Below are 13,161 nucleotides of genomic sequence, written 5' to 3' on the forward strand. Positions count from 1 at the left end.
CGGGTGTAAGATGTCAAACGTAATCGTAAAAGAGAACGAGACTTTAGATAGCGCTTTACGTCGTTTCAAGAGAAGCTGCGCTAAGGCTGGTATCCAGCAGGAGATTCGTAAGAGAGAGCATTACGAGAAGCCTAGCGTAAAACGTAAGAAGAAGTCTGAAGCAGCAAGAAAACGTAAATATAACTAATGTTAAACAACAGTCCTCGGCGTGATCACCGGGGACTTTGTACTTTTGAGGGAGATCAAATGTGGAGTTATGAAATACTGGGAACAGATATCTATCATCTGTTAGCAGCATTTGTACTGTACAGTGTTCTCGGATGGGCACTGGAGTCTGCATATATGTCATTATGTAATCGTAAGCTTACCAACCGGGGATTCGGCAAGGGACCGTTCTGTCCGATCTATGGTTTTGGCGGAGTGCTGGGATATCTGATCTTAAGTCCTCTGCGTGATAAGCTTGTGGAATTATATTTTTTGGGAGCTATCCTGGCAACAGTCTTTGAATATCTGGTGGGGGTCGGTATGATCCATTTCCTGGGAGAGCTATGGTGGGATTATAACAATAAGCCCTTCAATTATCGTGGAATCATCTGCCTGGAGAGTACCGTCGCCTGGGGATTTTATGCGATAGGCATCGTGCAGTTTGTCCATGATGCCATGTATCATATCATTGACAGGGTACAGCTACAGATAGGGACCCGTATGATCCAGGTGATTTTGGTTGCTGTAGCGATCGATTATACGGTACAACTAATCAAGGTATTCGACATTGATGTCCGCAGTAAGGGAGAAGCACTGAAGGAACGCTGCCAGGCATTGATCGCCAGATGGTAAGACGTAAAACATCAGGTTTGCAGGTATATACAGGACCACACGACCATATCTTTTAGAAAAGGATAGGGGAGTGTGGCTTTTTTATGCAAAAAATCAGAAAATATATCTGTACATGGATTTTACTTTTCAGTGTCAGTATGCAGGTATTCTGGTGGAGCGAAATCGATGTATGTGCGGAACCGGCAGCGATCGAAGCTCCCAGCGCGGTGCTTCTGGAGAGCTCCACCGGGAAGGTGATCTTTGAGCAGAATGCAAGAGAACGCCGAAGCCCTGCCAGTATTACCAAGATCATGACATTGCTTTTGACTTTTGAAGCTCTGGATCAGGGAAAGATCAAATTGGAGGATCCGGTGACGGTGAGTGCCTATGCCAGTTCCATGGGAGGCTCCCAGGTATTTTTGGCAGAGAATGAAGTGCAGACCTTAGAGACCATGATCAAATGTATCGCGGTTGCTTCGGGCAATGATGCCAGTGTGGCGGTGGCGGAATACATAGCGGGAAGCGAAGAAGCTTTCGTGGAACAGATGAATGCGAAGGCTGCGGAGCTTGGCATGACGGATACCCATTTCGAAGACTGCTGCGGACTGACGGATTCCGACGGCCATTATACGACAGCAATGGATGTGGCAGTCATGTCCAGGGAGCTTACGGTAAAATATCCGAAAATATTTGAATATACCGGAATCTGGATGGAGGACATCACCCATGAGACCAGACAGGGAAGCTCAAAGTTCACGTTAAACAGTACCAATAAATTGCTGAAACAGTATCCGTTTACTACGGGCTTGAAAACCGGATCCACCTCCAAAGCAAAATTCTGTCTGTCCGCCACGGCAACGAAGGATGGCATTGATCTGATCGCGGTGATCATGGGGGCACCGGACTATAAGGCACGTTTTAAGGATGCCAGGACATTGCTTAGCTACGGTTTTAATATAAGCGATCTGTATCTGGATGAGAATACAGATATCTTGCCGAATATGCGGGTGCAGGGCGGTGTAGAGGATACGGTGCCTGTGAAATACCAAAGCGAATTCCGGTATCTGGATACAGAGGGGAATTCGTTAGACGGCGTGGAGAAGAGAATTGAACTGCCGGAGATTGCCATGGCACCGTTTGCCGAAGGAGATACGGCAGGCAGAGCGGTCTATCTGCGAAACGGTGTGGAGATCGGCAGCGTACCGATTCTGTATGAAAATGCGGTGGCGAAGGCGTTTTATAAGGATTACCTGCGAAAAATAATGGAATTTTATCTTTTGTAAGGAAGAAAAATATGTTATACTAAAGAACATATTGGCAATAATCTGGAAACATACCATGGGGGCAAAAGAGTTGGATGTAGTGATTACCGTGATCGCAGTAATCCTTGTGATAATGCTGTGGATAATGCTGTACGACAGTAACCGTTTTGTAGTGCGGCATTATTCCCTGCGGGATCAGAGAATCAAAAAGTCTGTGAAGGCAGTGGTTCTGGCGGATCTGCACAATAAGAGATACGGAAAAGAAAATGAGAGGCTGCTGCAGGCGATCGATGAGATCGGACCGGACATGGTCCTGATCGCCGGGGATCTGCTGACGGCGAAGCCAAAGGCAACACTGGATGTGGCGGTGGGATTCCTTACGGAGCTTGCGAAGAAGTATCCTGTCTATTACGGCAACGGCAACCATGAACACCGCCTGAAGCTGTATCCCGAAAATTATGGGGATATGGCGGAGCGGTATGAAGAAGCTCTTACGAAGATCGGTATTCACAGGCTTGTCAACGAGCACAAGCTTCTTCCGGAATACGGGATCTGTATCTATGGTTCTGAGATAGACAGGCTGTACTACAAACGTTTTGGAATACAGCCCATGAATCTGGAATATCTGCCGGGGCTTTTAGGACAGCCCTCCGAAGGATTTTTCAATATATTGATCGCGCACGACCCGGATTATTTTCCGAAATACGCAGACTGGGGTGCAGACCTGGTGTTATCCGGGCATGTCCACGGCGGCATGGTGAGAGTTCCTTTTTGGGGCAAGGGTGTGGTGTCTCCCAATATCAGACTTTTTCCAAAATACGATGGCGGAGAGTTTACAATAGGGAAGAGCAGAATGCTCTTAAGCAGAGGACTGGGAATGCATACGATCCCGATCCGGCTGTTTAATCCGGGCGAGATCTTAGAAGTGGAGCTTATGCCTGACGAGGGGAAATAGGAGTTTTATCACATGGCAATATCTGTAAAACTGGAAGCGTTTGAAGGTCCACTGGATCTATTGCTTCATTTGATCGAGAAAAATAAAATAGACATCTATGATATCCCTATCGTAGATATCACGGCACAGTATCTGGATTACATTAAACAGATGCAGCGGGAAGATATGAATGTCATGAGCGAATTCCTGGTAATGGCGGCGACACTGATCGACATCAAGTGCAAGATGCTGCTGCCCAAGGAAGTCAACGAAGACGGCGAGGAAGAAGATCCCAGAGCGGAACTGGTCCAGAAGCTGCTGGAATACAAGATGTACAAATACATGTCCTTTGAGCTCAGAGACCGTCAGGTGGATGCTGCCAGGAATATGTACAGAGAGCAGAGACTTCCGAAGGAAGTGGAAGCTTACAGACAGCCCATAGATTACGAAGAACTCATCGGTGATATGAATCTGAACAAGCTTCATGAGATCTTCAGATCTATCGTGAAGAAGCAGGAGGACAAGATCGATCCCGTCCGCAGCCAGTACGGCAATATCGAAAAGGACGAGGTAGATATGGACATCAAGATGCTGTATGTGGAGGCTTATGCCAGAGAACATAAGACCTTCAGCTTCCGGAAGCTTTTGGAGAAGCAGAACAGCAAAATGGAAGTGATCGTTACATTCCTGATCATTCTGGAACTGATGAAGACCGGTAAGATCAACATCAGCCAGGAAAATATATTTGATGATATTATGATCACATCTAATGTTTAGGATACAGTGAGGTTTTAGCATGGAACGCAGTAAAGCAGAAGCAGTGATAGAGGCCATCCTTTTTACCATGGGAGATTCCGTGGAGATCAGCAGGCTTGCGGAAGTGATCGGGGAGGATGTGAAGACGACAAAGTCTATATTAAAAGACATGGTGGCACGGTACGAGGAAGAGAACAGAGGCATCGGTCTGACGCAGTTCGACGATTCCGTACAGCTGTGCACTAAGGCGGATATGTACGAATATCTGATCAAGATCGCGAAGACTCCGAGAAAAATGACTCTGACGGATACGGTACTGGAGACATTGTCCATTATCGCCTATAAGCAGCCGGTAACGAGACTTGAGATTGAGAGAGTCAGAGGTGTCAGCTGTGACCATGCCATTAACAAATTGTTAGAATACGATCTGATCACGGAACTGGGACGTCTGGATGCTCCCGGAAGACCCTTGCTGTTTGGTACCACGGAGCAGTTTTTACGCTGCTTTGGCGTGAAGAGCCTGGAGGAACTGCCGGAACTGAATCCGGTGCAGGTGGAGGAATTCAAACAGCAGGCGGAACAGGAAGTACAGCTTACTTTGAATATATAAATGATGCTAACATCATATCATTGAATAGGACAAAGAACCAGCCTCATAATAATAAGTAACCCTGTTTTGGGAGCAACGATTATGCGAGGCTTTTTTTGTGCCCTTTTTGCAGGAATTATGTGTCTGGAAAGTCTATGTGGATTACAATTCCGTGAAGATATTATAAAAAAACACGAACCGACATCCGGGATTCTGTATGAGACCGGGGAAGCCGATCTGCCACAGGAGCTTATGCTGTATGCACAGGGAGCGGTGCTGCTGGATGCGGACTCGGGACGTGTGCTATATGGAAAAAACGAAACTACCCCCATGGCTATGGCGAGTACCACCAAGATCATGACCTGCATTTTGGTGCTGGAAAATGCAAAGGTGGATGAAACCGTCAGCGTCTCTGCCTATGCAGCCACCATGCCCAAGGTAAAGCTGTATGTGAAATGCGGGGAGCACTATACCGTGAGAGAATTATTGTTTTCCCTGATGCTGGAAAGCCATAACGATGCTGCTGTGGTGCTGGGGGAATACATCGGCGGAAAGCTCTTGGGAGAGACGGGGGAGATCTCAGAGCATACCGGCGAAGAGAGCAGGGCGGCATTACATAGATTTGCGCAGGCAATGAATGAAAAGGCGGAAGAGATCGGCTGCGAAGATACCTGGTTCATTACGCCAAACGGGCTGGATGCCACGGAGACTCTGACGCTGCCGGACGGAAGTACATTAGAGAAGGAACACCATACCACAGCAAAAGATCTGGCGGAAATCTTAAGGTACTGCATGAAAGCTTCCCCGCAGAGGGATTTGTTTTTAGAGATCACAGGAACACAGGATTACTGTTTTACGGAGAACGGACGATCCTTTCAATGCCACAATCATAACGCTTTTTTACAGATGATGGATGGAGCATTCACCGGGAAGACCGGATTCACGAATAAGGCGGGATACTGCTATGTGGGAGCCCTGAAACGGGACGGAAAATGCCTGATCGTGGCGCTGCTTGCCTGCGGATGGCCGAACCATAAGAACTATAAATGGAGCGACAGCAGGGAATTGTTTACCTATGGATTGGAGAACTATGCGTATCGAAGCTTTGAAGAAGAACCGTTTTCGGGCAGAGAACAGCTGCTTGTGCCGATTCCGGTGCTTTGGGCAAAGAATGATGCACTGACAGAGGAGGTTCTACTGCCTGTGGAACCGGATCCAGAGGCGGAAGGCGTGGATGGACTCTTAATGCGCCCTGACGAGAATGTGGAGATCCTCTACCGTAAGGAACAGTACCTTGCGGCACCCGTGGAGGCAGGAGTGTATGTGGGAGAGATCAGCTATCTGGTAGATGGCAGGGTATGGCGCAGAGAGCGCCTGATCGCAGCAAAGGATGTGGAAGCCATAGACCTCTTATGGTGCGGCAGGCAGATACTCCTGCGCTTTCTGATGCAATCCCCTATGAAAAAATGACGGGGAAATTGTTCAAAATAAGGAACAATGTATAATTTTTGTAAAAATCTGCAATTCGTTCTTTGCGAGTTGCAGATTTTATGTTATACTAACGACTGTTAATCATGGGGGCATTTGTGCTTCTATATTAATAGAGTTTTCTATATTTATTTTATTATATTATCAACGGAGGGCTGAAACATATGAGCACTACTTCAAAAGCGAGTCAAAGAATAGCAGCTTTACTCGATGACAACAGTTTCGTTGAAATCGGCGGACTTGTAACCGCAAGAGCTACGGATTTCAATCTGAAACCCAATGAAACTCCTTCTGACGGTTGTATTACCGGCTATGGAGTGATCAATGGTAATCTTGTATATGTATATAGCCAGGATGCTTCCGTACTGAACGGAACCATTGGTGAGATGCATGCCAAGAAAATTACAAACCTCTACGATCTGGCTATGAAGACCGGAGCACCTGTGATCGGACTGATCGAGTCTGCAGGCTTAAGACTGCAGGAGGCAACCGATGCACTGGCTGCATTCGGTGAGATTTACTTAAAGCAGACCATGGCTTCCGGCGTGATCCCTCAGATCACCGCTGTATTCGGAACCTGTGGCGGCGGCTTAGGTCTGTTCCCTACCATGACAGATTTCACTTTCATGGAAGAGAAGAACGCCAAGCTGTTCGTGAATGCTCCCAACGCTTTGGACGGCAATGTGATCACCAAGTGTGATTCTTCTTCCGCTAAGTTCCAGGCAGAAGAGAGCGGTATCGTTGATGTGGTGGCTGACGAAGCAACCATTCTGGAGAAGGTAAGAGAGCTGGTAAGCTTCCTGCCTGCCAACAACGAAGATGATGCAAGCTTTTTAGAGGACTGCACCGATGATCTGAATCGTGTGAATCCTGAGATCGCAGGTTGTGTCGGCGACACTTCCGTTGCCCTGTCCATTCTGGCAGATGACAACAATTTCTTCGAAGTAAAGTCCGGATATGCCAAGAATATGGTAACCGGTTTCTTACGGCTCGATGGCGTTACCGTAGGTGCGGTAGCTAACCGTTCCGAGATCTGCGATGAGGAAGGGAAAGTTGCAGAGAAGTTAGACGATGTACTGACCGCAGAGGGCTGCGAGAAGGCTGCAGAGTTCGTGAACTTCTGTGATGCTTTCGGTATCCCCGTACTGACTCTGACCAATGTCAAGGGTTACGAGGCAACTTTAGCTTCCGAGAAGACGATTGCCAAGGCTGCTGCAAAGCTGACCTACGCATTCGCTAACGCTACCGTTCCCAAGGTAAACGTTGTGATCGGCAAGGCTTTAGGAACCGCTTATGTGGTAATGAACTCCAAGGCAATCGGTGCTGACATCACTATGGCATGGCCGGATGCACAGATCGGTGCTATGGACGGCAAGCTTGCTGCCAAGATCATGTATGATGGTCAGGGCGCTGATGTGATCAATGAGAAGGCTGCAGAGTACGAAGCTCTGACTCTGAATGTTACCAGTGCAGCCAAGAGAGGATATGTGGACCAGATCGTAAATGCAGCTGATACCAGAAAATATGTGATCGGCGCATTTGAGATGTTATTCACCAAGAGTGAAGACCGTCCTGCCAAGAAACACGGAACTGTATAAGAAAGGGTGATTATAAAATGAAGAAATTTTTAAGCTTAGTATGTATGATTACCTGCATCTTTGGTTTGACGGCGTGCGGCAGTGAGGAGACCTATACGGATTACGAGCAGCGTAAGATGGATACTGCGATCCAGATCGCTACCCAGTATGTGATCCCTTCTCTTGAGAACTTTGAAGACGAAGCTACCCTTGAGAGCTTTTCCGAGTATACCGCTGATGAAGTGGCATACCTGGTACAGGAAAATGTAGGTATCACTGTTGACGGTTATGCATACAAGACTGCTATCGAGTCTTTCAATTCCGCGAAGGAAACCATCGGCGGTATCACTGCTGTCGGTGATGCAGATGCTACCATCGATGATGATCAGATCATTGTACATGTAGATGTGACCGGAGCAAACCAGAACGCACAGGCAGAAGTGATCTTCAGCAATGATATGTTCCTGAGCATGGAGTCAGCAGCATTGAATCCCGTAGAATCCATGGGGGGTCTGATGACCAAGGCTGCGCTGAATACTCTGATCGGTATGGGAACGGTATTCGTAATGCTGATCATGATCTCACTGATCATTTCCCTGTTCAACTTCATTCCCAAGATCCAGGCTGCATTCAGCAAGAAGGACAAGAAGGAAGAAGCAAAGAGCGCGGGCATCGATAATGCAGTAACTCAGATCGCTGCACAGGAAGCGGCTGAGGCAGATGACACTGAGTTGGTAGCCGTAATCGCAGCTGCAATTGCAGCAAGCGAAGGCGCGGCAAGCACTGACGGATTTGTAGTTCGTTCTATCCGCAAAGTTAGATAATCTAAAATCGTAGGAGGATATTAAAATGAAAAATTATACCATTACCGTAAATGGCAACGTATATGATGTAGTAGTAGAAGAGGGCGCATCTACCGGAGCACCCGTAGCAGCAAAGGCTCCCGCAGCTCCTAAGGCAGCACCCAAGGCTCCCGTGACAGCTCCCAAGGCAGGCAGCGCAGCAGGCAGCATCAAGGTTGAGGCCGGTGCAGCAGGTAAGATCTTCAAGGTAGAGGCAAATGTTGGACAGGCTGTTAAGAAGGGTGACGCAGTCATCATTCTGGAAGCTATGAAGATGGAAATCCCCGTTGTAGCTCCCGAAGACGGTACTGTTGCAAGCATTGACGTTGCAGTTGGTGATACTGTTGAGGCTGGTGCAGTTCTGGCAACTCTGAACTAATCTTTTTATCAGCTCTATAAACAACAGGAGGTCATCAAATGGAATATATAGCTAGTACGCTTAACAACCTGATTCATCAGACAGCGTTTTTTAACCTGACCTGGGGAAACTATGTCATGATTCTGGTTGCATGCTTTTTCCTTTATTTAGCTATCCGTCATGAGTTTGAGCCACTGCTCTTACTCCCGATAGCGTTCGGTATGCTGTTGGTTAATATTTACCCCGATATCATGCTGCACCCTGAAAATGCAGCAAACGGTGCCGGCGGCTTACTGTATTATTTCTATAAGCTGGATGAACTGGCAATCCTGCCGTCCCTGATCTTCATGGGCGTAGGTGCCATGACAGACTTCGGCCCTCTGATCGCAAACCCTAAGAGCTTCCTTTTGGGAGCAGCTGCACAGTTCGGTATTTTTGCAGCATACTTCGGTGCGATCTGGCTGGGATTCAACGACAAGGCAGCTGCAGCCATCTCCATCATCGGTGGTGCTGACGGCCCTACCTCCATCTTCCTTGCTGGTAAGCTGGGACAGACGGCAATTCTGGGACCTATCGCGGTGGCAGCATATTCCTATATGTCACTGGTTCCCATTATCCAGCCCCCTATTATGAGGCTTCTCACCACTGAGAAGGAGAGAAAGATCAAGATGGGTCAGCTTCGTCCGGTATCCAAGCTGGAGAAGATCCTGTTCCCCATCGTTGTTACTATTGTTGTATGTCTGATCCTTCCCACCACAGCGCCTCTGGTAGGTATGCTGATGCTGGGTAACCTGTTCCGTGAGTCCGGCGTTGTTCGTCAGCTGACTGAGACAGCATCCAATGCTCTGATGTACATCGTAGTTATTCTGTTAGGTACTTCCGTAGGTGCTACCACCAGTGCAGAAGCATTCCTGAATGCTGATACACTGAAGATCGTAGCTCTGGGTCTGATTGCCTTCATGTTCGGTACCGCAGCAGGTGTTCTGTTCGGTAAACTGATGTGCGTACTGTCCCGCGGCAAGATCAATCCTCTGATCGGTTCTGCAGGTGTATCCGCAGTTCCAATGGCAGCACGTGTATCCCAGAAGGTTGGTGCGGAATCCGACCCTACCAACTTCCTGCTCATGCATGCTATGGGACCTAACGTGGCAGGTGTTATCGGTACTGCCGTAGCAGCCGGTACATTCATGGCAATCTTCGGAGTGTTTTAAAGCGATGCACATCTCCAAATATCATGGGACGGGCAAGCTTGCTTGCATCGGCACATGATGTTTGTGAGATGTATTTCGCGCGAAGCGCGATGAAATAAGTCCGAAGGACTTATGAATGGCATCGCGTCAAACTAATTATAGAAAATAATATTATGGAGGATATTCGTAATGTCAGAAATTGAAAAGAAACCGATTAAGATTACGGAAACTGTTTTACGTGATGCACATCAGTCTCTGATCGCTACCAGAATGCCGACCGAATTCATGCTTCCTATCGTAGATAAGATGGATAAAGTTGGTTATCATTCCGTAGAGTGCTGGGGCGGTGCTACCTTTGATGCATCCCTTCGTTTCCTGAAGGAAGATCCCTGGGACAGACTGAGAAAGCTGCGTGACGGCTTCAAGAACACCAAGTTACAGATGCTGTTCCGTGGACAGAACATTTTAGGTTACAGACCTTATGCAGATGACGTGGTAGATTACTTCGTACAGAAGTCTATTTCCAACGGTATTGATATCATTCGTATTTTCGACTGTCTGAATGACCTGCGCAACTTACAGGAAGCAGTAAATGCTACCAATAAGTTCAAGGCACAGGAAGGCAGAGGTGAAGCACAGGTTGCTCTGGCATACACCCTGGGCGATGCTTACACCTTAGAGTACTGGACCGGCATGGCCAAGAAAATCGAAGAGATGGGTGCAGATTCCATCTGTATCAAGGATATGGCTGGTCTGTTAGTACCTTACAAGGCTGCTGAACTGATCAAGGCTATGAAGGAAGTTACCAAGCTTCCCATCCAGCTGCATACCCACTATACTTCCGGTGTTGCAAGCATGACTTACCTGAAGGCAGTAGAGGCCGGTGTTGATGTGATCGATACCGCTATGAGCCCCTTCGCTATGGGTACTTCACAGCCTGCTACCGAGGTTATGGTTGAGACCTTCAAGGGAACCCCTTACGATACCGGTCTGGATCAGAACCTGTTGGCTGAGATCGCTGATTACTTCAGACCTTACAGAGATGAGTGTCTGGCTAACGGCCTGCTGAATCCCAAGGTTATGGGTGTTGATATTAAGACTCTGCTGTACCAGGTACCCGGCGGTATGCTTTCCAACATGGTGAGCCAGCTGAAGGAGCAGAATGCAGAAGACAGATACTACGATGTACTGAAGGAGATCCCTAAGGTTCGTAAGGATCTGGGTGAGCCCCCTCTGGTTACTCCTTCTTCTCAGATCGTTGGTACTCAGGCAGTCTTCAATGTACTGCTCGGTGAGCGTTACAAGATGGCTACCAAGGAGACCAAGGCAGTGCTCCGTGGTGAGTACGGTCAGACCGTTAAGCCCATGAGCCAGGAAGTTATCGACAAGGTTATCCCCGGTGAGGAGAGAATCACCTGCCGTTACGCTGATCTGCTTGACAACGAGATGGATAAGCTGGAAGGCGAAATGAAGGAATGGAAACAGCAGGATGAGGACGTATTAAGCTACGCTCTGTTCCCTCAGGTTGCTACCGACTTCTTCAAATATCGTCAGGCACAGCAGGAAAAGGTTGATATGACCCAGGCTGACACCAAAAACGGTGCATACCCTGTCTAAATAATTCGTCAATAAAAAGTCGCACGACTGCTCGCAGTCAGTGCGGCTTTTTTATTAGACGAACAAAACCACATGAGCAAGTAGGGCGATAGCCCGGATTGCGAATGGGCTTAATTACATATTGACAAAAGTGCTTCTCACCAACTAAAATAACAAGTGTTATAGAAGGACACATTGTTTGCTGTAAAAACAGCGGAATGAGAGGGATTATGGCTCGTAAAGAGATGATCACGATTGACAGGATCCTGGATACGGCATTCGCCATGACCAGAGAGGAAGGCTTTGCCAATGTGACTGCGAGAAAAGTTGCGGCGAAGGCAGGATGTTCCACGCAGCCTATTTTCAGAGTATATAAGAATATGGAAGAACTGTGGGATGCGGTCTATGAGAGAGCGGCGGCGTATTTTCTGGATTATTACAGCCTGTATCCCCGCACCGGGAAGACACCTTTTGCCAACTTGGGAATGGCGTACATAGCTTTTGCACGGGAAGAAAGACACCTGTTTGAACTTCTGTTTGTATCCGGTGATCAGGGCAGCAAGCATAAGACGAAAAGCATGTATGAGATCCTGAACGGTGATGCCGGAAATGTGGTCTATGAGATCAATCTGGCGAGAGCGGCAGGATGTCCGGACCCCGGAGATCTGTTTATGAAAATGTGGATTTTTATCCATGGAGCTGCCTGCATGTCTCTGACCGGAGATTATGATCTGACAGATTTACAGACGATGCAGCTTTTGGAACATTCCTATTATGCTTTTTACAATGAGACAATGCGAGGTTAAAATCAGTGGCAGAATATGATGTTTTTACCCGGATCAAGGAACACTATGCAAAAATGAGCAAGGGGCATAAAGCCATTGCGGATTATATTTTAGAGCATTTCGATCAGGCGGTATTTATGACAGCAGCCAGGCTGGGGGAGACGCTGGGGATCAGCGAATCTACCGTGGTACGTTTCGCTGCGGGCATCGGCTATGACGGATATCCGAAGTTCCAGAGAGCGCTGGAGGGCTGTGTGCAGGGAAAATTAAACGGCATTCAGAAAATGGATGCCAAATACGGTAAAAGTTCTCAGTCGGAGATATTGACCTCTGTGCTCAGTGCGGATATCGAGAAGATTCAGGACACGATAGACAATCTGGATCCGGCGGCATTTGAGTCAGCAGTAACTACGATCTTAGAAGCGGAGACCATCTATATCATGGGACTCCGCAGCAATGAGCCGTTGGCGGCGTTTTTGCATTTTTACCTGAACATGATCCGCGGAAAGGTATTTTTACTGAACACTACCAGCGTCAGCGAGACGTTTGAACAGATGATCCATATCGGACCGAAGGATTGTTTTATCGGCATCAGTTTTCCAAGATATTCCATGCGGACGTTAAAGGCAATGGAGTTCGCCAATGACAGGAATGCCAAAGTGATTGCTATCACCGACAGTGTCCATTCCCCTATGAATCTGTATTCTTCCTGCAATCTGCTGGCAAGAAGTGACATGGTGTCGGTGGTGGATTCTCTGGTGGCACCACTTAGTGTGATCAATGCGCTGGTGGTAGCGCTTTGCCTGAAGTGCCCGGAGCAGGTTCGTAAGAATCTGGAGACACTGGAAGAGACCTGGAACAATTATCAGGTGTATCTGAATGACGAGATTGATTTTATAGATGATGAACCGATGTTGGATTATTCTCTGCGACGCAAGGAGCAGTGACGTCGATATGTCGGCAAAAAA

General features: G+C 47.7%; 14 protein-coding genes. All 14 read left to right on the forward strand.

What is annotated here, in order from left to right; genetic code table 11:
- Positions 1-10 precede the first annotated feature (10 nt).
- The 14 genes from rpsU to ACTRDR_RS04150 all read left to right on the forward strand — a co-directional run bounded on the left by rpsU (position 11) and on the right by ACTRDR_RS04150 (position 13,140).
- Positions 11-187 (forward strand): 30S ribosomal protein S21, encoded by a 177-nt coding sequence (gene rpsU, locus ACTRDR_RS04085; RefSeq protein ID WP_016290398.1) that lies wholly within the window; start codon positions 11-13, stop codon positions 185-187.
- Positions 188-246: 59 nt separating this feature from the next.
- Positions 247-837, forward strand: a complete 591-nt coding sequence (locus ACTRDR_RS04090) for a putative ABC transporter permease (protein WP_440526253.1) — start codon at positions 247-249, stop codon at positions 835-837.
- An 83-nt stretch (positions 838-920) separates the two neighbouring features.
- The gene (locus ACTRDR_RS04095; RefSeq protein ID WP_440526254.1) at positions 921-2,099 is read left to right on the forward strand and encodes a D-alanyl-D-alanine carboxypeptidase family protein; all 1,179 of its coding nucleotides are present in this window, start codon (positions 921-923) and stop codon (positions 2,097-2,099) included.
- 31 nt (positions 2,100-2,130) lie between these two features.
- A complete protein-coding gene (locus tag ACTRDR_RS04100; protein WP_440526255.1) occupies positions 2,131-3,033 on the forward strand; it encodes a metallophosphoesterase in 903 nt (300 codons plus the stop codon).
- A gap of 12 nt (positions 3,034-3,045) precedes the next feature.
- Positions 3,046-3,789, forward strand: coding sequence for a segregation/condensation protein A (locus ACTRDR_RS04105; RefSeq protein WP_176863302.1), 744 nt, complete (start codon positions 3,046-3,048; stop codon positions 3,787-3,789).
- Positions 3,790-3,808: 19 nt separating this feature from the next.
- Complete coding sequence (gene scpB / locus ACTRDR_RS04110; protein ID WP_440526256.1) at positions 3,809-4,378, forward strand: SMC-Scp complex subunit ScpB; 570 nt, start codon at positions 3,809-3,811, stop codon at positions 4,376-4,378.
- 81 nt (positions 4,379-4,459) lie between these two features.
- Complete coding sequence (locus tag ACTRDR_RS04115; protein ID WP_440526257.1) at positions 4,460-5,827, forward strand: D-alanyl-D-alanine carboxypeptidase family protein; 1,368 nt, start codon at positions 4,460-4,462, stop codon at positions 5,825-5,827.
- A gap of 182 nt (positions 5,828-6,009) precedes the next feature.
- Positions 6,010-7,443, forward strand: coding sequence for an acyl-CoA carboxylase subunit beta (locus ACTRDR_RS04120; protein WP_440526258.1), 1,434 nt, complete (start codon positions 6,010-6,012; stop codon positions 7,441-7,443).
- A 17-nt stretch (positions 7,444-7,460) separates the two neighbouring features.
- On the forward strand, positions 7,461-8,246 hold the full coding sequence (locus tag ACTRDR_RS04125; protein ID WP_440526259.1) for an OadG family protein: 786 nt from the start codon (positions 7,461-7,463) through the stop codon (positions 8,244-8,246).
- Between the two features lie 25 nt (positions 8,247-8,271).
- Positions 8,272-8,643 (forward strand): biotin/lipoyl-containing protein, encoded by a 372-nt coding sequence (locus tag ACTRDR_RS04130; RefSeq protein ID WP_440526260.1) that lies wholly within the window; start codon positions 8,272-8,274, stop codon positions 8,641-8,643.
- A gap of 38 nt (positions 8,644-8,681) precedes the next feature.
- Positions 8,682-9,833, forward strand: coding sequence for a sodium ion-translocating decarboxylase subunit beta (locus tag ACTRDR_RS04135; RefSeq protein ID WP_440526261.1), 1,152 nt, complete (start codon positions 8,682-8,684; stop codon positions 9,831-9,833).
- Between the two features lie 168 nt (positions 9,834-10,001).
- Complete coding sequence (locus ACTRDR_RS04140; RefSeq protein ID WP_154495203.1) at positions 10,002-11,429, forward strand: oxaloacetate decarboxylase subunit alpha; 1,428 nt, start codon at positions 10,002-10,004, stop codon at positions 11,427-11,429.
- A gap of 209 nt (positions 11,430-11,638) precedes the next feature.
- The gene (locus tag ACTRDR_RS04145) at positions 11,639-12,214 is read left to right on the forward strand and encodes a WHG domain-containing protein (protein ID WP_176863285.1); all 576 of its coding nucleotides are present in this window, start codon (positions 11,639-11,641) and stop codon (positions 12,212-12,214) included.
- Between the two features lie 5 nt (positions 12,215-12,219).
- Positions 12,220-13,140: a MurR/RpiR family transcriptional regulator gene (locus ACTRDR_RS04150; protein WP_440526262.1), complete on the forward strand. Its 921-nt coding sequence runs from the start codon at positions 12,220-12,222 to the stop codon at positions 13,138-13,140.
- Positions 13,141-13,161 lie beyond the last annotated feature (21 nt).

The sequence above is a fragment of the Simiaoa sp. genome, from assembly GCF_051972595.1.
Classification (GTDB): domain Bacteria; phylum Bacillota; class Clostridia; order Lachnospirales; family Lachnospiraceae; genus Acetatifactor; species Acetatifactor hominis.

Coding starts and splice junctions, on each gene's coding strand:
- ACTRDR_RS04090 (WP_440526253.1), top strand. CDS start 247: ATGTGGAGTTATGAAATACTGGGAACAGATATCTATCATCTGTTAGCA.
- ACTRDR_RS04105 (WP_176863302.1), top strand. CDS start 3,046: ATGGCAATATCTGTAAAACTGGAAGCGTTTGAAGGTCCACTGGATCTA.
- ACTRDR_RS04130 (WP_440526260.1), top strand. CDS start 8,272: ATGAAAAATTATACCATTACCGTAAATGGCAACGTATATGATGTAGTA.
- rpsU (WP_016290398.1), top strand. CDS start 11: ATGTCAAACGTAATCGTAAAAGAGAACGAGACTTTAGATAGCGCTTTA.
- ACTRDR_RS04120 (WP_440526258.1), top strand. CDS start 6,010: ATGAGCACTACTTCAAAAGCGAGTCAAAGAATAGCAGCTTTACTCGAT.
- ACTRDR_RS04125 (WP_440526259.1), top strand. CDS start 7,461: ATGAAGAAATTTTTAAGCTTAGTATGTATGATTACCTGCATCTTTGGT.
- ACTRDR_RS04095 (WP_440526254.1), top strand. CDS start 921: ATGCAAAAAATCAGAAAATATATCTGTACATGGATTTTACTTTTCAGT.
- scpB (WP_440526256.1), top strand. CDS start 3,809: ATGGAACGCAGTAAAGCAGAAGCAGTGATAGAGGCCATCCTTTTTACC.
- ACTRDR_RS04145 (WP_176863285.1), top strand. CDS start 11,639: ATGGCTCGTAAAGAGATGATCACGATTGACAGGATCCTGGATACGGCA.
- ACTRDR_RS04115 (WP_440526257.1), top strand. CDS start 4,460: ATGCGAGGCTTTTTTTGTGCCCTTTTTGCAGGAATTATGTGTCTGGAA.
- ACTRDR_RS04140 (WP_154495203.1), top strand. CDS start 10,002: ATGTCAGAAATTGAAAAGAAACCGATTAAGATTACGGAAACTGTTTTA.
- ACTRDR_RS04135 (WP_440526261.1), top strand. CDS start 8,682: ATGGAATATATAGCTAGTACGCTTAACAACCTGATTCATCAGACAGCG.